This window comes from Streptomyces sp. NPDC098101, assembly GCF_044760185.1.
Classification (GTDB): domain Bacteria; phylum Actinomycetota; class Actinomycetes; order Streptomycetales; family Streptomycetaceae; genus Streptomyces.
In genome coordinates, this window is the sequence record NZ_JBIWAS010000001.1 from 1,448,662 (window position 1) to 1,469,512 (window position 20,851).

General features: G+C 73.9%; 18 protein-coding genes and 1 riboswitch. Of the genes, 7 read left to right on the top strand and 11 right to left on the bottom strand.

The window, feature by feature from the left end; all coding sequences use genetic code 11:
• Positions 1–28: 28 nt before the first annotated feature.
• Both ACIQVI_RS05955 and ACIQVI_RS05960 read right to left on the bottom strand, forming a co-directional pair.
• Positions 29–823 carry a PepSY domain-containing protein gene (locus tag ACIQVI_RS05955; RefSeq protein ID WP_403591549.1) on the bottom strand — a complete coding sequence of 265 codons (795 nt, stop codon included), beginning with the start codon at positions 821–823 and terminating at the stop codon, positions 29–31.
• 121 nt (positions 824–944) lie between these two features.
• A complete protein-coding gene (locus tag ACIQVI_RS05960) occupies positions 945–1,478 on the bottom strand; it encodes a DUF6328 family protein (RefSeq protein WP_351973001.1) in 534 nt (177 codons plus the stop codon).
• Positions 1,479–1,726: 248 nt separating this feature from the next.
• Between ACIQVI_RS05960 and ACIQVI_RS05965 the strand changes: the two genes are divergently transcribed.
• Positions 1,727–2,935, top strand: a complete 1,209-nt coding sequence (locus tag ACIQVI_RS05965; protein WP_403591552.1) for a PP2C family protein-serine/threonine phosphatase — start codon at positions 1,727–1,729, stop codon at positions 2,933–2,935.
• A 516-nt stretch (positions 2,936–3,451) separates the two neighbouring features.
• On the opposite strand, the gene ACIQVI_RS05970 is transcribed toward ACIQVI_RS05965, so the two are convergent.
• Complete coding sequence (locus ACIQVI_RS05970; RefSeq protein ID WP_351973003.1) at positions 3,452–4,444, bottom strand: glutathione S-transferase C-terminal domain-containing protein; 993 nt, start codon at positions 4,442–4,444, stop codon at positions 3,452–3,454.
• A 40-nt stretch (positions 4,445–4,484) separates the two neighbouring features.
• Complete coding sequence (locus tag ACIQVI_RS05975) at positions 4,485–5,294, bottom strand: alpha/beta fold hydrolase (RefSeq protein ID WP_403591556.1); 810 nt, start codon at positions 5,292–5,294, stop codon at positions 4,485–4,487.
• 186 nt (positions 5,295–5,480) lie between these two features.
• Between ACIQVI_RS05975 and ACIQVI_RS05980 the strand changes: the two genes are divergently transcribed.
• Positions 5,481–6,311, top strand: coding sequence for a DUF1206 domain-containing protein (locus ACIQVI_RS05980; RefSeq protein WP_403591559.1), 831 nt, complete (start codon positions 5,481–5,483; stop codon positions 6,309–6,311).
• A 48-nt stretch (positions 6,312–6,359) separates the two neighbouring features.
• Here ACIQVI_RS05980 and ACIQVI_RS05985 read toward each other — a convergent pair whose 3' ends face one another.
• The gene (locus ACIQVI_RS05985) at positions 6,360–7,298 is read right to left on the bottom strand and encodes a terpene synthase family protein (RefSeq protein WP_403591563.1); all 939 of its coding nucleotides are present in this window, start codon (positions 7,296–7,298) and stop codon (positions 6,360–6,362) included.
• 271 nt (positions 7,299–7,569) lie between these two features.
• A riboswitch (ZMP/ZTP riboswitch) is annotated at positions 7,570–7,677 on the top strand.
• Between the two features lie 28 nt (positions 7,678–7,705).
• On the opposite strand from ACIQVI_RS05985, the gene ACIQVI_RS05990 reads away from it, so the two are divergent.
• The gene (locus ACIQVI_RS05990; RefSeq protein WP_403591565.1) at positions 7,706–8,560 is read left to right on the top strand and encodes a bifunctional 5,10-methylenetetrahydrofolate dehydrogenase/5,10-methenyltetrahydrofolate cyclohydrolase; all 855 of its coding nucleotides are present in this window, start codon (positions 7,706–7,708) and stop codon (positions 8,558–8,560) included.
• A 7-nt stretch (positions 8,561–8,567) separates the two neighbouring features.
• A complete protein-coding gene (locus ACIQVI_RS05995; protein ID WP_403591568.1) occupies positions 8,568–9,440 on the top strand; it encodes a hypothetical protein in 873 nt (290 codons plus the stop codon).
• A 49-nt stretch (positions 9,441–9,489) separates the two neighbouring features.
• Here the strand turns inward: ACIQVI_RS05995 and ACIQVI_RS06000 are convergent, their stop codons facing one another.
• Together ACIQVI_RS06000 and ACIQVI_RS06005 are read right to left on the bottom strand one after the other, a co-directional pair.
• Positions 9,490–10,815 (bottom strand): SWF or SNF family helicase, encoded by a 1,326-nt coding sequence (locus tag ACIQVI_RS06000; RefSeq protein ID WP_403591571.1) that lies wholly within the window; start codon positions 10,813–10,815, stop codon positions 9,490–9,492.
• Positions 10,812–13,841, bottom strand: coding sequence for an SNF2-related protein (locus ACIQVI_RS06005; protein WP_403591574.1), 3,030 nt, complete (start codon positions 13,839–13,841; stop codon positions 10,812–10,814). The genes ACIQVI_RS06000 and ACIQVI_RS06005 overlap by 4 nt, the downstream gene beginning before the upstream one ends.
• A 246-nt stretch (positions 13,842–14,087) precedes the next feature.
• On the opposite strand from ACIQVI_RS06005, the gene ACIQVI_RS06010 reads away from it, so the two are divergent.
• Complete coding sequence (locus ACIQVI_RS06010) at positions 14,088–15,164, top strand: acyl-CoA desaturase (protein WP_403591578.1); 1,077 nt, start codon at positions 14,088–14,090, stop codon at positions 15,162–15,164.
• A 55-nt stretch (positions 15,165–15,219) separates the two neighbouring features.
• Here the strand turns inward: ACIQVI_RS06010 and ACIQVI_RS06015 are convergent, their stop codons facing one another.
• Positions 15,220–16,596, bottom strand: coding sequence for a tannase/feruloyl esterase family alpha/beta hydrolase (locus ACIQVI_RS06015; protein WP_403591580.1), 1,377 nt, complete (start codon positions 16,594–16,596; stop codon positions 15,220–15,222).
• 159 nt (positions 16,597–16,755) lie between these two features.
• Here ACIQVI_RS06015 and ACIQVI_RS06020 point away from each other — a divergent pair, with 159 nt between their 5' ends.
• Entirely contained in the window at positions 16,756–17,352 is a 597-nt protein-coding gene (locus ACIQVI_RS06020; RefSeq protein ID WP_403591583.1) for an HD domain-containing protein, read from the top strand.
• Positions 17,353–17,383: 31 nt separating this feature from the next.
• Here ACIQVI_RS06020 and ACIQVI_RS06025 read toward each other — a convergent pair whose 3' ends face one another.
• From ACIQVI_RS06025 to ACIQVI_RS06035, 3 genes are all read right to left on the bottom strand, one after another.
• Positions 17,384–18,220, bottom strand: a complete 837-nt coding sequence (locus ACIQVI_RS06025; protein WP_403591586.1) for a hypothetical protein — start codon at positions 18,218–18,220, stop codon at positions 17,384–17,386.
• Positions 18,221–18,392: 172 nt separating this feature from the next.
• Complete coding sequence (locus ACIQVI_RS06030; protein WP_351972381.1) at positions 18,393–18,704, bottom strand: hypothetical protein; 312 nt, start codon at positions 18,702–18,704, stop codon at positions 18,393–18,395.
• 118 nt (positions 18,705–18,822) lie between these two features.
• Complete coding sequence (locus tag ACIQVI_RS06035) at positions 18,823–19,428, bottom strand: class I SAM-dependent methyltransferase (protein ID WP_403591588.1); 606 nt, start codon at positions 19,426–19,428, stop codon at positions 18,823–18,825.
• Between the two features lie 196 nt (positions 19,429–19,624).
• On the opposite strand from ACIQVI_RS06035, the gene ACIQVI_RS06040 reads away from it, so the two are divergent.
• Entirely contained in the window at positions 19,625–20,464 is an 840-nt protein-coding gene (locus ACIQVI_RS06040) for an MHYT domain-containing protein (RefSeq protein WP_403591591.1), read from the top strand.
• The last annotated feature ends 387 nt before the right edge of the window (positions 20,465–20,851 follow it).

Sequence of the window (20,851 nt, forward strand, 5' to 3'; positions counted from 1 at the left end):
GCCGCAGGAGACGGGCCGGGACGAACGGTCAGTCGCGGTCGACTTCCTGACGGAGGACCCGGCGCTCGGTCGTGGAGACCTCGTACGTCGTCTTGTCCCAGTTGCCGGTGTCGACCACGTCCACCGACCAGGCGTCGTCGTCCAGTTCCACGGTCGTCACGGTGCCCTTGTTGTCCTGGGTGGCCGTCTGGACCGCCTGCTCCGGCGTGACGGTGGCCCGCTTCAACCGGTCGGCCAGTTCCTGCTTGTCCTCGGCGTCCTGGTCCGCGTCCGGCTTGTCGCTGATGACCTTGCCGCTGACGCCGTCGACCCAGACGTCGTGGAGGGTGCCGTCCGACGTGGCGACGCTCGTGTGCCACGCGGGCGTGCGCCCGCCCGCACTCGCCGACGGGCTCGCACTGGCGGACGCGTCGGCACTCACGGACGGAGAAGCGGACGCGGAGGCGGTGGCGCTGCCGCTCGCGGTGGCGTTCGGCGGCGCCCAGGTGAGCTCGGTCTCGACCAGCTTGCCCTGGGGGACGGCGGCCACGGCGGCCTGCGTGGCCTTGTCCCAGGTGACCTTCGTGGCCGGGACGAGCCGCTGGCGTTCGGCCTGGTCGTCGGTGAGCCGCGGCGACGCGGACCCCGACGGGGAGGTGGAAGGAGAAGCGGAAGGGGAACCCGACGGGTAGGCCGTGCCGTCGGTCTGGGCCGGCGCGATGCGGGCGGACGTGGTGGTGGTCTCCTTCTGCTCGGAGCCGCAGGCGGCGAGCAGAAGGGCGCAGGACGCGGCGAGGCAGGCGACGGCCGGGCCGCGCAGTCGATGTCGCAGAGAGGTACTCATGCGCCTATTCCTGACCCGTGTCCTCCGCTCCCTGACGCACCGGCCCGCCCAACCACCCGATCGCGGCCCTCCTCCGGTCCGGACGGGGGAAGCCGGCCCGCCACCCCGTCCGGACGCCGTCTCACCGGTCGGACGACGCGTCGTCCCCGTTGTCGTCCCCGTTCGTGTAGCGGAACCGCGCCCACAGCGGAAGGAGGAACCAGCAGACCAGGTACCAGGCGAAGACGCCGGACACCAGCCACGGAACGTAGCCGTCGTGCGTGGCCACGCGCAGGATCAGGAAGAGTGCCGAGATCAGCGTCGCGAGGAGCAGGATGAGCCCGAGGAACGTCAGCCGGGAAGCCCAGACGACCGCCTGGGGCTTGATGCGGCGCCCCGACACGATGCGGTGGAAGGCCACGGGGCCGATGAGGGCGCCGGTCGCCAGCGAACCGAGCACGACGGTGACGATGTAGATCGTCTTGTCGGTCGGCTCCAGTCCCTGGAAATGTGGTGTGAACACCACGGTGAGCAGGAAGCCCAGGAGGATCTGTACGCCGGTCTGGGCGACCCTGATCTCCTGGATGAGTTCGGTCCAGCGCCGGTCCGCCCGTTCCTCGGGCGTCTCGCGTCTTCTGGTCCGCCGGTCACTGTCGGGTATCACGTCCTCAGCCATGGCGTCCTCTTTCCCGCAGGTCGGCATCCCATCCGCCTGGAGTTTTCCTTTTCCCAGGGTGCGCGCCGTCCCCCGTCCCTGCCCGGCGAGAAGCTCCCCTCGGCGGACCGGGACCGGGAGGGCGCGTCCGTACGCACGCGCGCGTGAGGAGTGCGATCACCGGAGGGCCTGCGTAGCCTGGGAGCCACCCCGGGGGCACCCGGGGGAGGACGGGCCGCTCCACGCCGGGGAAGAGCCGCGGAGGTCGTGTGTCGACGTACGAGGACGCCCTGGGCGATCTGCTGGCCGGCTCCCATCTGCGGTCCGTACGGGAACTCGCGGGTCTCGTCCAGGACGCGGGCCGCCGCATGGGGCTCCGGGAGACGGCCATGTACGTCACCGACCTCCAGCAGATCCGGCTGATCCCGCTGCCCCAGCCGGACGTCGCCGACCGGCCGACGCTCGACGTCGACACCTCGCTGGCGGGTCTGGCCTACCGCACGCAGCGGGCGCAGCGGTCGAGGGACGGGGCCACCGCCTGGCTGCCGATGATCGACGGGGTCGAACGCGTCGGCGTCCTGATGGTGACGGCGTCCGCCCTGGACGACGTCCTGCTCGGACGCGTCGAGGCGCTCGCCGGGGTCGCCGCCCTGCTCGTGGTGTCGAAGTCCTCCCACAGCGACCTGCTGGTCGAGACGGAACGCGCGCGGGCGATGACGGTGCAGGCCGAACTCCTGTGGGCCTTCCTGCCGCCGCGGACCATCGGCACGTCGGAGGTCACCTCCTCGGCGGTCCTCGAACCGGCCTACGACATCGGCGGCGACACCTTCGACCACACCCTGGACGACGGCGGCCTGCACCTGACCGTCATCGACTCCATGGGCCACGACCTCGCCTCCGGCGGAGCCAGCGCGGCCGGACTCGCCGCCTGCCGGGCGGCCCGCCGGTCCGGCGGTTCGCTGACCGACATCGTCACCTCGATCGACCAGATCCTGGACACCTGGTTCACCGACCGTCTCATGACCGCCGTCGTCGCCCATCTGGACACCTCCGTCGGACGGCTGACCTGGATCAACTGCGGGCACCCGCCGCCCCTGCTGATCCGCCACGGAAGGGTCCTCCCGCACGTCCTCGACCGCGAACCCGATCTGCCGCTCGGCTGGGGCTTCCTCAGGGACACGCCGCCCACCGAACACACCGCGCGCCTCCAGCCCGGCGACCGGATCCTGCTCTACAGCGACGGCGTCACCGAGGCGCGCTCGCCCGGAGGCGACTTCTACGGCGAGGAACGGCTGGCCGACACCGTCATCCGCGCCACGGCGGCCGGCGCCCCCGCCCCCGAGGCGCTCCGGCGCCTGGTCCAGGGCCTGCGGCAGCACCAGGGCCACAAACTGCGTGACGACGCCACCATCCTGCTGACCGAGTGGCACCCGAGTGGACGCGGCGGAGGAACACGGCCGGACTCCGGGGGAGCGTGACCACGGAAGCACGGCCGGGCCCGGAGCGTGGGTGACCGCGAAAGCACGGCGGGGCCCGGAAGGTGGGTGACCGCGAAAGCACGGCCGGACTCGGAGAGCGGGTGACCGCGGGAACGCGGTCGGGCCCGGAGGGTGAGTGATCGCTCCGGACGCGGGTAGGCGCGGGTCGACAGCGAGACCGCGTCGAACCGTCAGGAGGGTTCATGAGCACGCCCCCGAACGATCCCGTCCCTCCGAGCCCCACACCCCCGCCCGGGCCCGGCCCCGCTCCCGGACCGGGACCGCTGCCGGGGCCCGTCCCCGGACCCGGCGGCCCGGACCCCGTTCCGCCCGCGCCGCCCCAGCCCGAGCCGGATCCGCCGGCGCCGACGCCGCCCCCGGACCCCTTCCCGCAGCCCGGCCCGCTGCCCCCGCCGGGACCCGGTCCCGAACCGGTGACCTGAGCGGTCCCGCACGTCGGCCCCCGCCCGTGACAGGGCGGGGGCCGACGCATGTACGGGGCCGCGCGGGTCCGGCTCAGCCCGGGCCGAGGAGCGGCACCCGCTCGGACGGCGGAGGCGGCCCGGGCGGCGTGCCGTCGCCGAACGGCCGCCCGCCCAGCTCCTCCCGCCCGTGCGCCGAGAGCCAGTTCCGGGTGTCCGGGCCCAGGGGGACGATCCCGGTCGGATTGATGTCGCGGTGGACGACGTAGTAGTGCGTCTTGATCTGCTCGAAGTCGATGGTGTCGCCGAAACCGGGCGTCTGGAACAGGTCCCGCGCGTAGCCCCACAGCGCGGGGAGTTCGGTCAGCTTCCGACGGTTGCACTTGAAGTGGCCGTGGTAGACGGCGTCGAACCGTACGAGGGTCGTGAAGAGACGGACATCGGCTTCCGTGAGGGTGTCCCCGACCAGATAGCGCCGGTTCCCAAGCCGCTCCTCCAGCCAGTCCAGCCGGTCCCACAGCCTCCGGTACGCCTTGTCGTACGCTTCCTGGCCGCTCGCGAAACCGCACTTGTAGACACCGTTGTTGACGTCCCGGTACACCTTCTCGGCCACGTCGTCGATCTCGTCGCGCCACTTCTCCGGATAGAGCTCCGGCGCGCCGTCCCGCTGATGGGCCGTCCACTGGCTGCCCAGGTCGAGCGTGATCTGCGCGAAGTCGTTGGTCACCACCGCGCCGGTGGGGACGTCGACGATCGCGGGCACGGTGATCCCGCGCGCGTACTCGGGGTCCCTTCGGAAGAACGCCTCCTGGAGCCGTTCGATGCCGAGGACCGGGTCCCTGCCGTCCGGGTCCAGATGGAAGGACCAGCTGCGTTCGTCGTGCACGGGCCCGGCGACGCCCATCGACAGGACGTCCTCCAGCCCCATGAGGCGCCGCACGATCGCCGCCCGGTTCGCCCAGGGGCACGCGCGGGCGATGACGAGCCGGTAGCGCCCCGGCTCCACGGGATACCCGTCCCGGCCGTCGGCCGTGATCCGCGTCGTGATGTAGTTCCGGTCGCGCTCGTACTCACCGTCACCAGCCATGGCCACGAGCGTAGCCCGCCCCGCGCGGCTCCGCCCGCGATCAGCCGGAAGCGCCGTCCGGGGCGCCGGGCGCCGCGCGCAGGACCGGCATCATCGTCTCGACGGCGGTTTCCCGCGCCAGATGGTCGAGGACCATCCGGTTGATCCGCTCCGGCTGCTCCAGCGGCACCAGGTGGGAGGCGCCGGGCACCACGGCCAGCCGGGCGTCCGGGAGCGCGCGGTAGAGGGCGGCGGTGTGTTCGAGCGTCATCAGATCGTCGTCGCCGGTCACGACCAGAGTGGGCGCCCGTACCCGTCCCAGGTCCTCGGGGGTGAGTGTCGGCTGGGTCCGCCACATGTCGACCACCTTGGCCGCCACCACCGGCCAGTGGTCCGGGCCGTCCGGCGTGACGGCCGCGTACATCTCGCGGAAGAACTCCATGTCCGGGCTGTCGGGCGTCATCCCGTCGAGCATCGCCGGTTCGACGAAGCACTCGGGGCCGGGGCGGAAGTTCGCCCCGATCGCCACGACCCTGCGGACCAGATCGGGCCGGGCGGCGGCGACGAGCAGTGCGACGACGCCCCCGTCGCTCCAGCCGACCAGATGCGCCGGGCCGCCGACCACCCGCTCCAGGAAGTCCACCGTGTCGTCCGCCATGTCCCGGTACGACAGTGGCCCGGCCACGTCGGGGGTGTGCCCGTGGGCGCGCCGCTCGGGCAGGAAGAGGCGGTACGCGCCGGCGAGGTCGGGGCGCTGGGCGCCCCACGTCTCGTTGGTGCAGAAGCCGCCGTGCAGCAGGACCAGCGGGTCGCCCTCGCCCTCGGTCTCGTACCAGGTCCTGACCCCAGGAAGGTCAGCGTATGCGCCCATCGGCCCATGCCCTCTCCGGATCGTCCCCCGACCCCGCCCAGTCTCCGACGGGCGCCGGAGGACCGCAAACGGTGGCCCGTGCCAGGTCGCGCGCCGGACACCGGTCGGCGTTCGAACGCGCCGCGGGGGTTCGAACGGAGAAGACGGGGCACCCGGTCATTCCGATCAGAGAAGGGGTGAGTGGGCATGAGCGCAGGGGGGTCGACCACGGCCGTCGCGAGAAGAGCGGCCCGTGGGGACGTGGTGCGAGCGGGTGCGCGGGCGGGTTTCGTCGCGCGGGGAGTCCTTTACCTGCTCATCGGGATCCTGGCCGTACGCATCGGACTGACCGGAACGGGCGAGCAGGCCGACAAGGGCGGGGCCCTCGCGCAGGTCGCCGAGACGCCGTTCGGAGCCGTGATCCTCTGGGCCCTCGGCATCGGACTCGTGGGCATGGCCCTGTGGCGGCTTTCGGAGGCCCTGTTCGGCAGCGCCGGTCCGAAGGGCGACAAGCCCGCCAAGCGGGCCGTGTCCGCCGCCCGGTTCGTCTTCTACGCCGTCTCGGCCTTCTTCGTCCTGTCCTTCGCGACGGGGAACCGGAACAGCGGCGCCGGTTCGACCGACCGGCAGAGCCATGACATCACCGGCCGTCTCCTCGACCTGCCGGCCGGGCAGTGGCTGGTCGGCGCGGCGGCCGTGGGCTTCCTGGGCGCGGGCCTGTGGATGGCCGGCCGGGCCGTGATGCGGAAGTACCGCAAGCACCTGACGTGGGCCACGATGTCCGAGAAGCAGCGGCGCTTCATGGACGTGACCGGCATCGCCGGTGGCGTCGGGCGCGGGCTCGTCTTCGCCGCGATCGGCTTCTTCGGCCTGAAGGCGGCCATCCAGTTCGACCCGGACGAGGCCAAGGGCATGGACGACGCGATCCGTTCGTTCGCGCAGACCCCCGCAGGACCGTGGCTGCTGGTCCTCGTGGCCCTCGGGCTCGTCCTCTTCGGCGTGTTCTCCTTCGGCCAGGCGAAGTGGCGCGACGTCTGACCCACGCGACCGATCCGAGCGGCCCGCACGCGCACGCGTGCGGGCCGCTCAGTCGCCGTAGCGGCCGGTGTCGACCTCCCAGCGGTGGTAGCCGGCGATCCAGGACGCGAGGCCGTCGACGTAACGCCGGGCGGCCTCGCGCCCGGCCGGGGAGAGCCCGAGGAGGTCGCAGATCTCCGGGACCCGGCCGGACAGCTCCACGAAGCGGTCGACCATCGCCTGGGCCTCGCGCATCACCTCGGCGGCCGCCTCCTCGGGGCTGCCGCCGCGCTCCGCGCGGACGATCATCACCATGTTGGCGACGTCGCCCCGGGCGAGCTCCTGGGCGTACGAGTGCACGTCGTTGGTGAACGACGGTATGTCGGCGGCCAGTTGGCGCATCAGGCGGAAGGTCGGGTGGTGCAGCACCTCTTGCGGCACCTCGAACCGGTTGAGCCGCTCGACCATGTCGAAGAGCGTCTCCATGGCGGCCGTTCCCCGGCGGAGCGCCAGATAGTCCTCCCGGTCCGGGAGCCGCCCGGAGAGCCGTCCGGCGGCCTCGGCGGGGTGGCAGGCGAAGTACCACTCCCAGTTGTAGGCGCTCCTGGCCCGCCACCGGGCGGACATGCCGCGCGCACTGCGCTCCCAGAGGTCGACGAAGGCCCGCTCGACGGGGGTGCGGGCGCCGGGCGCGGGGCCGTCCCCGTGCAGGAGGGCCGTCAACCGGGTGCACACCTCCGCCACCCGCGCGGGGGCCCGGCCGAGACCGGTGTCGAAGCCGTCGTCGAAGAGGAAGTAGAAGCCGAGCAGGTCCGCGGCGAGGGCGAGATCGCCGGTGGCGCAGTCGGGACTGGTGAAGGCCGCGAGCCGGGGCACGTCCCACCGGTCGTACACCGCCCGGTCCACGGATCCGACGAGCCCCTCGTGGCGGTGCAGCCACTCCCGGTGGAGGAGGGCGGCGGGCTCCCGGTCCGGATGGCTGTGCAGCGGAAACGGAAGATCGAGCACTGCGGCATGGAACACGTGCACCCCCAGGGCATTGGGCCCGGGTGCCCCCAACGCCCCCCGGCGCGATCGAAGAGTACTTGAATTGATCACTAACTGCCAGGAATAACAAGGGGATCGATTCCGGATCCACACAACCGGGAACCGGTTCGACAACCGGCACGGCGGCGTCCGGAAGTGGTCAGCGACGATTCGTCCCCGACGGGCGACTGTCACCTGCCGGAGCCCGGTCTCGACCTGTCCGAGACTCGCCCCCGGCCCTCACGTAGAGTGGGGCCCGGGCCGTGACTGGCGCTTGAGGTGGATCACCACCGGGGAGCGGCCCGACGGGGCGCGCCCACCGGCGCGACCGTGCCGAATGCCGTGCGCCTGGGCGAACCAGCGGTCAGAGACGACGCCCAGGAGTTGCCATGTCCACCAGCACCGCCGCCCTCATGGACGGTACGGCCCTCGCCCGCCGCACGGTCGAGGAGACCGCCGCCCGCGCCGCCGAGGTCACCCGCCGCACCGGCGTCACCCCCTGTCTCGCGACCGTCCTGGTCGGCGAGGACCCGGCCTCCGTGACGTACGTGAAGATGAAGCGGAACCGCTGTGCGAAGGCCGGGATCCGCTCCCGTCACGTCGAGCTGCCCGCCACCACGACGACCGAGGAGCTCGTCGCCGAGATCACCGCCCTCTCCCTGGACCCCGAGGTCCATGGCATCCTCCTCCAGCACCCGGTCGGCCCCCACATCGACGAGCGCGCCGCCTTCGAGGCCATCGCTCCGGAGAAGGACGTCGACGGCGTCACCATGGCCTCCTTCGCGGCCATGGGCTTCGGCCTCCCCGGCTTCGTCTCCTGCACGCCCGGCGGCATCATGCGCCTCCTCGACGCGTACGACGTCGAACTGAGCGGCAAGCGGGCCGTCGTGGTGGGCCGCAGCGCCATCCTCGGCAAGCCGGCCGGCCTGCTCCTCCTCGGCAGCGACGCCACCGTCACCTACTGCCACTCCCGCACCCGGGACCTCTCCTCGGTCGTCCGCGAGGCCGACGTCCTCGTCGCCGCCGTCGGCAGGCCGAACTTCATCAAGGGCGAGGACATCAAGCCCGGTGCCGTCGTCGTCGACGCCGGCTACAACCCCGGCAACATCGGTGACGTCGACTTCGCGTCGGCCGCCGAGCGCGCCTCCCTGATCACCCCCGTCCCCGGCGGCGTCGGCCCCATGACCATCGCCGTGCTCCTCGCCCAGACGGTCGAGGGCGCCGAGCGCCAGCTCGGTCTGTAGGACGGTCATGACGGAGGGGCGGCAGGGCGCGCGTTCGGAAATCGTCACGACGCCGTACGGACGGGGCCCGGCCGACCGCGAACGCCGGCGCTCCGGACGGCTCGCCGCGCCCCGGCCGGTACCGGCGGCGCGGCGCGCCCGCCGGTTCGGCACGCCGCTCGTCCCGCTGCTCACGGCCGCCCTGGTGGCGACAGCCTTCCTGGCCGTCCGGGGAGGCGGGGAGAACGACGGGAACCCGGCGGGCGCGCCGGCCCCCGTCGCCACCGAGGACACCGGCGCGGAGGCCGCCCCTCCCGCGACCGGCGGCCGCTCACCCGACGCGCCCGGCGTGTCCGGCACGCCCGGCGCCGGGACCTCCGACACGCCGACGCCCGGCACGACACGGAGCGGCACCCCGGCGCGTACGGAGCCCGAAGCCCGGTCCCCGCGCACGAGCACGTCACCGGCACCGTCCAGGACCGGGGACACCGCCCCCGCGAGGACCGCCCCGGCCCCCTCCGGCGGGCCGAGGGGCGACCGGCGCTCCGAGCGGCCCGTCTCCTTCGAGGCGCTGCGCGTGGGCGACTGCTTCGACATCGACCGCGGCGCGCCGGGCACCGCCGTCCGGCGCCCCTGCGACACGCCGCACTCCGCCGAACTCGTCGCCCGGCCCCGGCTGGCCGGCCGCTACGCCACGGACCGGGCGGTGCGCGAGGCGGCCGCGGAACTCTGCCGCGAGCCGCTGCGCCGCAAGGCCGCCCGGCAGCCGCTCGGTACCCACTGGACGACCTTCGTCCAGTACCCGTACCGCACGAGCCACCTCCTCGGCTCGGACAGCGTCGCCTGCAGCCTGGCGGCCCCTTCCTCCAGCGGCGGCAGGATCAGCCACCGGCTCAGATAGCGCCGACCGGCTCGGGAGACGTTCTCGCGGTCCGGGTCGCACCGTCCGCTCAGACGGCACCCACCGGGAAGGCCGTCGCCAGGGCCGCCGCCGGGTCCCGGTCCGCCGGACCCGCCGGAGCCCAGCGGCCACCGGCCTTCAGGTACGGCCACCAGCGGCCGTCCTCGCCGAGCCGCAGCTGCGCCTCCGCGCCCACGGCCGTCCACCGCGCGCCGCCCGAACGCCGCAGGACCGGCCGCTCGCCGTCTTCCCAGGCCTCCGCGAGCCGCGCCCCGGCACGGGCCAGCGCCTCGGCGTCCGGCGTCCACTCCTCCTCCAGTACGGCGAGGGCGGCGGCGCCCCCGAACCGCCACGCGCGCGTGGCGAGGTCCAGGTCCGCCCGCGACCGGCCCGAACCGGCGGCGAGCCGCGCCACGATCCACGGAGCCGGGGAGCCCGCGGCGAGCCGTACCGCGTCCTGGGCGTCCGTCAGCCCCGCCTCTACGAGCTGCGACACGTCCCCGCCCGAGCCCAGCGCCTCGACGAGCAGCCGGTGCGCGCGGTCCGCCGTGTCCGCCGCGAGGAATTCGAGGGCCGCCGGGTCCACCCCCGGCTCCGGCTCGGTGTCCGTGTCCAGGGACGGTGCCCGGCCCGGCGCGGCGGGAGCGACCGGGGGAGCGGGCAGCGGCGGCAGCAGGAACGCCGACGCGTACGCCTCCTCGGCCGACACGCCCGGCATCCCGCCGGTGGACCCGGGAGCGCCGGTGCCGTCCGCGCCGCCGCCCCCGTCGTGCGCCGGAGGAGCGACGGCACGCGCGGCGCTGCGCTCCTGGAGCTGGTTCAGCAGGGTGCGCTCGCCGCGCCCGCGCATCAGGAGCAGCACGAAGGGGTCCTCGTCCAGGAGCCGCGCCACCTGGTAGCAGAGCGCCGCCGTGTGCGGACAGTGGTCCCAGGCCTCGCAGCCGCACTCCGGATCCAGGTCGCCGATGCCCGGCAGCAGATCGAGCCCGGCCGCCGCCGCGTCCTCCACCAGGTGTGGCGGCATCTCCCGGTCCAGGAGCGCCGCGATGTGGCCCGCGCTGTCCACCGCGAGGCCGAGCAGCCGCTCCCACTCCTCCTCGGAGAACTCCCGCACCAGCACGTCGCTCCGGTGTGCCGTGCCGTCCCGGTCCTTGACCACCGCGGTGATCCGGCCGGGCCGCACCGACACGGCGCCCACCGCCCCCGCGCGTGCGTGGCGGCGCCCCGCCTTCAACTGCTGACCGTCGAGCGCGGTGTCCTCCAGGGCCTTGAGCCACTCCCGGCCCCACCAGGTCCGGGTGAAGCCCGTGCTGCCCGGCGCCGGCGGCAGCGCCGCGAACGTCCGCTGGTCGTCCCCGTGTCCGTACCCGCTCATCGTCCGTCCCCTCGCAGTCGCACCAGCTCCGCCAGTTCGGCATCGGTCAGTTCGGTCAGCTCCGGCGGCATGTCCCCGCCGGTGCCGAGGACGGAGTCCGCCAGCTCCCGTTTGCGGTCGAGCATCGCGGCGATCCGGTCCTCGATCGTGCCCTCCGCGATCAGCCGGTGGACCTGCACCGGCCGGTCCTGCCCGATCCGGTACGCACGGTCGGTGGCCTGCGCCTCGACCGCCGGGTTCCACCAGCGGTCGTAGTGCACGACGTGCTCGGCACGGGTGAGGTTGAGCCCCGTCCCCGCCGCCTTCAGGGAGAGCAGGAAGACCGGGACCTCGCCGTTCTGGAAGCGGGCGACCATCGCCTCCCGCTCCGCGACCGGCGTGCCGCCGTGCAGGAACTGCGTCCGCACGCCCCGCGCCGAGAGGTGCGCCTCCAGGAGTCGGGCCATCCCCACGTACTGGGTGAAGACCAGGGTGCACGCGCCCTCGGCGAGGATCGTGTCGAGGAGTTCGTCCAGCAGTTCCAGCTTGCCCGACCGCCCCGCGGTTTCCGGCCGCTCCTCCTTGAGGTACTGGGCGGGGTGGTTGCAGATCTGCTTGAGCCCCGTCAGGAGCTTCACGACGAGACCGCGGCGCGCCATGCCGTCGGCCTCGGAGATCGCCGCAAGCGTCTCCCGCACCACCGCCTCGTACAGACCGGCCTGTTCGGGCGTCAGCGACACGGTCCGGTCGGTCTCCGTCTTCGGCGGGAGCTCGGGCGCGATGCCGGGGTCCGACTTGCGGCGGCGCAGCAGGAACGGCCGGACGAGCGCGGCAAGGCGCGCGGCGGCGGCCGGGTCGCGACCGCCCTCGACGGCGGCGGCGAACCGGGTGCGGAAGGCGCCCAGACCGCCGAGCAGCCCCGGCGTGGTCCAGTCGAGGATCGCCCACAGCTCGGAGAGGTTGTTCTCCACCGGCGTGCCGGACAGCGCCACGCGTGCGCGTGCCCCGATGGTCCGCAGCCGGCGGGCCGTCGCCGAGTACGGGTTCTTGACGTGCTGAGCCTCGTCCGCGACGACGAGCCCCCAGTTCCGTGCGGCGAGCCGCTCGGCGTCGAGCCGCATGGTGCCGTACGTGGTCAGGACGAAGCCGCCGTCGGGAAGCCCCTCCAGGTCGCGGGTGGCGCCGTGGAAGCGGCGCACCGGCGTGCCGGGCGCGAACTTCTCGATCTCCCGCTGCCAGTTGCCCATGAGCGAGGTCGGGCAGACGACGAGGGTGGGACCCGCCGAAGCCGGATCGGTCTGCCGGTGCAGATGCAGGGCGATGACCGTGATCGTCTTGCCGAGTCCCATGTCGTCGGCGAGGCAGCCGCCGAGACCGAGTGAGGTCATCCGGTGCAGCCAGTCGAGCCCGCGCAGCTGGTAGTCGCGCAGGGTCGCGGCGAGCGCGGCGGGCTGGGCCACCTCGGGCCGGTCGCCCTCGGGGCGCGCGAGCCGTTCCCGCAGCCGCTCCAGCGGGCCGGTCGCCGCCACCTCGACGGTCCGCCCGTCGATCTCGGTCGTCCCGGTGAGCACGGCCGAGAGCGCGTCCACCGGCGTGACCTTGCGGTCCTGGTGGGTCCTGGCACGGCGCACCTCGGCCGGATCGACGAGGACCCACCGGTCGCGCAGCCGTACGAGGGGGCGCCCGGTCTCGGCGAGCCGGTCGAGCTCGGTACGGGTCAGCTCGTGGTCCCCGACGGCGAAACGCCAGTTGAAGGCGAGGAGGGAGCCGGCGGAGAGGAGGGAGGGGAGGGAGGAAGGCCCTGCGTTGTGGTCGGTGCTCCGGGTGCTCTGAGTGCCCGGGGCGTGCGGGGCGTGCGGGTCGTGTGCCGAGCTTCCGTCCCCGTCTCCACCCCCGTCCGGCAGGCCGATCACCGCCCTGGCCGTCAGCCGGTCGGTGAGTTCGCGCGGCCAGTGGACCCGGACGCCGAGCGCCGCGAGGGCGTCGGCCGCCGGGCCCAGGAGTTCCGTGACCTCCTCGTCGGCCAGTTCGACCGTGTCGGGCACGGCCGCCGACAGGAGCGGGGAGAGCGGGGGCCAGGCGCGGGCGGCGCGCCGGAGGGCGAGCAGGGCGTCCATACGGGCGCGGGGGCCGAACGCCGCTCCGACCGGTCCGGAGCCCGACCACACCTCGGCCGCGTCCGCGACCAGGGTCGGATCGGCGACGCCGTGCAGCTGGAGCACCGCCCGGAAGCCGGGCGCCTCCCGCGACTCGGCGGTGAAGCCGGGCAGTTCGAGACGGAGCGAGAGCCGGACGCCCGCGTCGTGCACGGCGGCCACGTCGGCCGCCCATGCCCGCTGTTCGGGAACCGTCCGCGGCTCCCGGGCCGCGAAGGCGGGCCCACCGGCCGCCCGCGGAGCCGCCGGAGTGCGCGGCAGGGTGTCCGTGACGGCGTCGACGAAGGCCCGGAGCAGCGCCTCCGGTTCGGGCAGCAGCGGCGATTCACCGGAGGAGTCCCGGACACCGGGGGAGCCGAGGGAATCCGGGGAGACGGGAGAGACCGTGGCGAGGGGTACGGCATGGGCCGTGGGCGGCATCGACGCGGCGAGCGTACGGAGCCGCACCAGCTCCTCCGGGCCGAGCGGCCCGGCCCGCCACGCGTCGTGGTCGCCGGGCGTGAGACCGGGCAGGAGCAGACCGCGCGCCACGAGGTCCAGGGCGAGCAGCGCGGCGGCGCCCCAGAAGGCGGCCGCGGGCGACGCGGCGTCCGAGAACCGGGCGCGCACGAGCAGCGGCAGGGCGTCCCGTACGGAGAGGGCGCGGGCGGGAACGGTCACGGGTCGGAGGGTGTCGCCGTCCACGACCGTCAGCTCGGAGACGGCCACGGGCGCGTCGGGGAAGTCGGGCAGCGAGACGCCGGGAAGGTCCGGCAGCGGCTCGCCGTCCGGGGACCAGAAGGCGATCCGTCCGGCGCGGGGCGGATCGGCGGGGAGGAAGACGGCGGAGTGGCGGGAGAGTTTCCGGGCGGGTTCGCGGGCCGAATCATCGGTTCCGTGCGACAACGACAACGCATTCCTCAAATTTGACTACTGGAGACCGAGTCGCAGATGCTACCCCACCGCAATCCCCGATGTGTACTCGATTCGAGTGATGCGCGTCACGGGTGAACGTTCCTTCATGGGGTGGGGCTCTCCCCACCCCGGTCCCCCGGGAGCGCCCCCGCCCGGGACGGGTGGTGACGCCATGGTTCCGGAGGGTCGCGCGTCCGTACGTTCGGGCAGGCGCCCATCGACCGACAGAAACCGGAGCCCACCATGTCTCAGGTCACCGTCCTGCCCCCGGCCGCCGCACCTCCCGCGGCGCCCGCCCGCGTCAGGGGCGGCAGCGAGTTCAGCCCGCTCCTGCGGACGGTCAGGGAACAGGGCCTCCTCGAACACCGCCCCGGCTGGTACGCCCGCGTCATCGTCCTCAACCTGCTCGGCATCGCCGCCGTGGTGGCCGGACTCGCCCTCGTCGGACCCTCCTGGTGGGCGCTTCCGCTCGCCGTCCCCCTCGCCCTGCTCTCCGCGCGCGCCGCCTTCGTCGCCCACGACGCCGGGCACGCCCAGATCACCGCCGACCGCGGGGCGAGCCGCGCCGTCCAGCTCGTCCACGCCAACCTCCTCCTCGGCATGAGCCGGGAGTGGTGGAACGACAAGCACAACCGTCACCACGCGAACCCCAACCACCTCGACAAGGACCCGGACGTCGCGGCCGACGTCCTCGTCTTCGCCGAGCACCAGACGGCGGGCCGCACGGGCCTGCGCGGCTTCCTCACCCGCCACCAGGCCAAGCTGTTCTTCCCCCTGACGACCCTGGAGGGCATCGCGCTCAAGGCGTACGGGATCCAGGCCCTGCTCGCGAAGGACGGCCCCTGCCGCACCCGGCGCGAACGGCTCGTCGAGGGCGGCCTGCTCCTCGCCCACTTCACCGGGTACGCGACCCTGCTCCTCGCCCTGCTCACGCCCGCGCAGGCCCTGGTCTTCGCCCTGCTCCACCAGATGCTCCTCGGCGTCCACCTGGGCATGGCCTTCGCCCCCAACCACAAGGGCATGGACCGGCCGGACGAGCACGAGGACGGCGACACCTGGGGCCATCTGCGCCGTCAGGTGCTCACCTCGCGCAACATCCGCGGCGGCGCCCTGACCGACTGGTTCCTCGGCGGTCTCAACTACCAGGTCGAGCACCACCTCTTCCCCAGTATGCCGCGCCCGAACCTCCGGCTCGCCCAGCCCGCCGTACGGGCCCACTGCGCCGCGCTCGGCGTGCCGTACACGGAGACCGGCTTCGTGGACTCGTACCGCCAGGCCCTCGGACACCTGCACGAGGTGGGCGCGCCCCTGCGCGGCTGAACGGGACCGGTGCCGGGTGCCGGAGGGCGGTGCGGCCCTCCGGCGGCCCGGGCGCTCACCCCGTCAGCGCGCAGGAGTTGACCACGTCACCGCCCGCCGGCCGCGCGATCGTGCGGTCCGAGGGCGGCTTCACGCCCTCCTCGACCCAGCGCGTCAGCGCGTCGAACGCCGAGCGGTAGCACGGCAGGATCGGCCGCAGCCGGTCCGGATACGTGTCGTACAGGCCGTCGGTGTGCGTCCCGTCCCGCACCGTGTAGTACCGGTGCAGCCGGCCCCGCCCCCGGTCGTCGACCATTCGCGCGTACACGTCGGAGTCGGTCGCGATGGGCAGCAGGGTGTCCAGGTCGCCGTGGAGCGTGATGAGCGGCTTGCCGATCCGCCCGGTGAGCGCGACCTTCGCGACGGCGCGGTGGACGGACGCGGGCCGGGAGGCGTAGTCGTACGACGCGTCCGAGGCGCAGGGCGCGAAGATCTCCTCCACGGTCCGGCCGGCGGTGGAGCCCGGACAGGCCGGGTCGTACGAGGGGTCGAACTCGGCCCGGAAGATCTTCTGCGTCAGCCCCCAGTACGCCTGCTCGTGGTACGGCCAGAGGAAGCGCGAGTCCGCCGCGAAACCGGCCCCGATCAGGTCCTCGTCGGTGGCCCGCCCCAGCGAGCGCGCCACGGTGACGGGCAGGCTCGTCAGGAGGTTCGGACCGCGCGCGGTCCACAGCACGCCCTCCCAGTCGACCCCGCCGTCGTACAGCTCGGGCCGGTTCTCCAACTGCCAGCGCGTCAGATAGCCGGCGTTGGAGATGCCGGTCATGTACGTGCGTTCCGGGGCCCGCCCGTACCGCTGCCGTACGGCCTTCTTCGCGGCGAGCGTCAGCTCGGTCACCCGGCGGTTCCACTCGGCGACCGCGTCGCCGGGCCTCCGCCCGTCGGTGAAGAAGTCCGGGCCGGTGTTGCCCTTGTCGGTCGAGGCGTAGGCGAAGCCCCGGGCGAGCACCTGGTCGGAGATGAGCGCGTCCGTCGAGTACTGGCGGCGGGTGCCGGGCGCGCCGGTGACGACGAGGCCGCCGTTCCAGCGGTCGGGCAACCGGATCACGAACTGCGCGTCGTGGCCCCAGCCGTGCGTGGCGTTGAGCCGCGAGTCGTCGGGGAAGTAGCCGTCGATCTGAACGCCGGGCACCCCCGAGGGGTTGCTGGTCCCCTTCGCGGCGAGACCGGCCTGGTCCGCCATGTCGGTGTATGGCGTGCCCGCGAGCCCCGTGGTCGTCAGGTCCTCCAGACAGACGGACCGCTGGTGCTCGGCGCCGGGCACGTGGAGCCGGTGACGGCCCGCGCAGTGCGCGGCGGCCTCCGGCTCGGCCCCGGCGGGGGACGCGGGGGCGAGGACGGTGACCCCGGCCAGGAACGCGGCGAACAGGGAGACGCCCGGAAACAGGCGCATGGTGAGCCTCCGGTGGGACGGCGGAAAGAAGGGGGGATCGGCGCCACATCGTGCGGTGTGCCCCTTGCCCCGGGCCATGGTCGGAGACCACACCTCGGGCCGCCGTCCTATGGGGCACGCCCCGGACCCGCCGTGTCCCCGGCTCGTTAGGCTGCGGGGATGCACCTTCCCTCGGTCGACGAGATCCGCGCGCTGCACAGAAAACACGCTCCTCATGAGGAGGCGTTCGAGCTCGTCTTCACCCACTGCGAGATCGTGTGGCGGATCGCCGAGCGCCTGCTCCCGCGCTCGGGCGAGAACCTCGACCCGGAACTCGTGCGCGCGGGGTGCCTGCTGCACGACATCGGGGTGTACCGCCTGTACGACGCCGGGGGACGGCTGGACGGCCGGAACTACATACGGCACGGGATCCTGGGCCACGAGCTCCTGGCGGCCGAGGGCCTCCCGGAGACCGTGTGCCGGTTCTGCTCGTGCCACACGGGCGTCGGACTGACCAAGGAGGACGTGCTCGCGCAGGGGCTGCCGCTGCCGCCCGCCGACTACGTCGCGGTCACCCCCGAGGAACGGATCGTCATGTACGCGGACAAGTTCCACAGCAAGAGCACACCGCCGAGGTTCCTGTCCCCGGAGACCTACGCGGTGTCCGTGTCCCGGTTCGGCCAGGACAAGGTCGCGGCCTTCGGGGCGCTGCGCGCGGTGTACGGCGACCCGGAGCTCGACGGCCTGGCCGCCGCGTACGGACACGCCCTGACCTGAGGCCCGGGAGTTTCCGGGGAGCGGTACCGGATCAGGCCGGGCGCACGGCCATCGCGTCGAGGCCCTTGAGGAGCGCAGGGAGCCTCGCCCCCCGCACCACCGGCAGCACCTCGCGCGGCAGCTCGTCGAGCAGGACGAACGCCATGTCGTCGGCCTGCGCCACGAACGACCAGCCGGGGCCGTCCGCCCGCAGCAGCCGCGCACCGGCCTCCGCGCCGGAGGCCGACCGCACCCGTCCCACCGGCGGGGCCTCCTCCAGATAGGCGTGCAGCTCGTCCAGGACCCTCCGGACGCCGTCGTACGGGTCGCTCCCGGCGGCTCCGGCGGACGCCGCCTCCGTGCCCTCGGTGCTCTCCGCGTACGTGCCGTCGTCGCCTATCCGGGACCGCCAGGAGGTCCAGTGGAGCGCCACCTGGTCGGCGCCCAGACGACGCTGGGCCGGTCCCCACACGTCGCCCGACGGAGGGGTCAGCGGAGCGGGGTCGCCCTCCTCGGGCACCGGGTCGTGCGGGGCCGGCACCCCCGGGGCGGCGGTGGCCACGGGGAGCGGCCAGCCCGGCAGCCCGGTGACCACGGTCTCCTCGTCCGGAGACAGGTCGTAGGCCATCCCGCAGTCCCAGGAGGAGATGGCCACGGCGACCAGGGACACGTCGTCGACGACCACCGTCCACCGCGCCCCCAGACCGTCCTGGCCGAAGACGAGCCCGTACCCCTCCGGGTGCGGCCCGATGCCCAGCGCCGCGCAGGCCGCCGGATAGTCGTCCCCGAGCACGCTCGGGAAGCGCGCGGGCGTCAGCAGCGCGGCGGTCAGCACGAACAGCGCGTCGGCGTCGCCGTCGCCCTCGGCGATCGGGTCCGTCCCAGCCACGGCAGCCTCCCCATCCAGTCGTCGGCGCACCTTAACCAGTGAGTAACCCACGCGTCGAGGGTTCCCGCCGGGGAAGGCCGTGCTCGTCGGAGAAGGCCGTGCTCGTCGGCCCGACGCCGTTCCTGGATACCGCCGCTGTCCATGTCCGTCCGGTTCTCGTGTCCGTCCGGTGTCACGCCGATTCGTCGCGCAGGCCGAGCAGCGAGCGGGCCACGGCGAGCGGTGACTCGTTGCGCTCCCGGGCGAGGGTGATGAGGGCCCGGCAGGCCAGTTCGTTCACGCCGAAGGAGAGCGCGCCGGGGGAGACGCGGTTCGCGGCCTCCTCCGCCCGGCCCTGGTCGTCCTCGGCGCACGCGGCCACGTACACCGCCGCCGCCTCGAAGAGGTTGTGCCCCTGCCGGGCGGGACGCGCCGGCGCGGCGGCCCCGGGCGGCCTCCGGGCGAAGGGAAGGAGTCTGCGGAGTCTTTCCGGTACCTGTGTCACGGCCCGCCGCCTTTCCCGGGCACGGCTGCCCGGCAGGTCCACCGTAGACAGTGGAGTGCCGGTGCAGAAGGGCGCGTGGGCGCGCCCGGGGGCCTGCCGGAGGGACGCCGAAGGTGGCTCAGTCCTCGCGGACGGCCAGGGCCAGGTATCGCGCGTCCTCGTCGACGTAGTCGACGAGCCGCCAGCCGGTCCCGGCGAGCAGGGGCCGCAGCCGGGGTTCGGCACGCAGGTCGTCCGGCGTGAGGGAGCGGCCGTGCCGGGCCGCCAGGGCGGCCCGCCCGATCGGGTGGAACAGCGCGAGCCGACCGCCGGGCCGTACGACACGGGCGAGCTCCCGCAGACCGGCGGCGGGATCCGTGAGGTGCGAGACGAGCCCCGCGCCGAAGACGGCGTCGAGCGCGCCCCCGCGCACGGGCAGCCGGCCGACGTCGGCGAGGAACAGCGCCCCGCCGTCCGCGCCGTCGCGCCCCGCCCGGACGGCCCGTTCGAGCATCTCCGGGGTGAGGTCCGCCCCGATGACGGTGCCGGAGGAGCCCACGGCGGCACGGAGCGGCGGAAGCGCGCGGCCGGTCCCGCAGCCCGCGTCGAGGACCGCGTCGCCCGGGCGCAGGCCGAGCTCGGCCACGGCGGCGGCGTACGCGGGGCCGTCGTCGGGGAACCGGCTGTCCCAGTCGGCGGCGCGGGCGCCGAAGAACTCTCGGACGCGTGTGGGGTCATCGCTCATGCGCCCATGATCCCGTACCCGGAGAGGTGAGAGCCGGGCACGCACGCCACCCGGAGGGGTGAACGCGCGGCGCGGGCTTTCTGCGTGAGCGTTCGAACCCGGCGCGATCGTTCGGGGGCAGCTCTCTGTCACATTCCATCAGCTTTCGAAATGCGCCCCCGGTGCGCCCCCCGATGCGCACTAGCGTCCCTGAGCCATGGGACACCTGGACCACGCCGCCTTCGGCTGGCTTACCCCCGTGCTGTCGTACGCGATGGCCTGCATCGGCGCCGCCCTCGGACTGCGCTGCACCGTACGGGCGCTCGACGCGACCGGCCGGTCACGGCGGAACTGGCTGCTCACCGCCGCCTCCGCGATCGGCAGCGGCATCTGGACGATGCACTTCGTCGCGATGCTCGGATTCGGCGTGACCGGCACCGACATCCGTTACGACGTTCCGCTCACCGTCCTCGGCCTCGTCGTCGCGATGGCCGTCGTCGGCGTCGGCGTGTTCGCCGTCGCCCACGGACGCGACCGGGTCCGCTCCCTGCTGATCGGCGGACTGACCACGGGCGTCGGCGTGGCGAGTATGCACTACCTGGGCATGGCCGCCCTCCGGCTCCACGGCCAGGTCCGGTACGACCCCCTGCTCGTCGGTCTCTCCGTCCTGATCGCCGTCGTCGCCGCCACCGCGGCACTGTGGGCGGCCCTCCACATCCACGCGCCCGCGTCCGTGGCCGTCGCCTCGCTGGTCATGGGCGCGGCGGTCAGCAGTATGCATTACACCGGAATGCTCGCGGTGAGCGTCGAGGTCGTCCCCTCCGCCGCCGCCCTGCCCGGCGCCACGGTCATGCAGTTCGTCTTCCCGCTCGCCGTCGGCCTCGGCTCGTACCTCTTCATCACCGCCGCCTTCGTCGCCCTCTCCCCGACGGCCGGGGAACGCGCCGCGTACGCCTCCGCGGGCCGCCCCACCGCACCGGACGAGCATCCGGCGGACGCCGAACACCGCGGCTCCCGCACCGCCGAAGCCGCCCGCACGCGCACGCGTACGCACTGATTCGGCATCTCTACCGGCCCAGCCCACCCCACCCGTCTCACTCCCACCCGTCCCACCGCACCAGAGACAGCCGCAGCCGGAACGAGGAGGCCATGCGAACTTCCCGCAGAACCAAGGACGCCGGGGTACCGGCACCGCCGACAGCCGCGCGCGGACGGCGCGCTCACGCGGGGCCGCCCGCCGACGAGGCGGAGCCGCACGCCCCGGCGGGACCCACTGCCTCCCCGGGCCTCATCGGTCCGGCGGGATCCTCCGACCCGACAGGATTTTCCGGTCCGGCGGGGCCCACCGGCCCCGCGGATCCCTCCGCCCCCGGCGGCGACCGCGTCCGGACCGCCCCGCGTCCCGGGCTGCGCCCCCGTACGGTCCGCGCCAAGATCGTCTCGC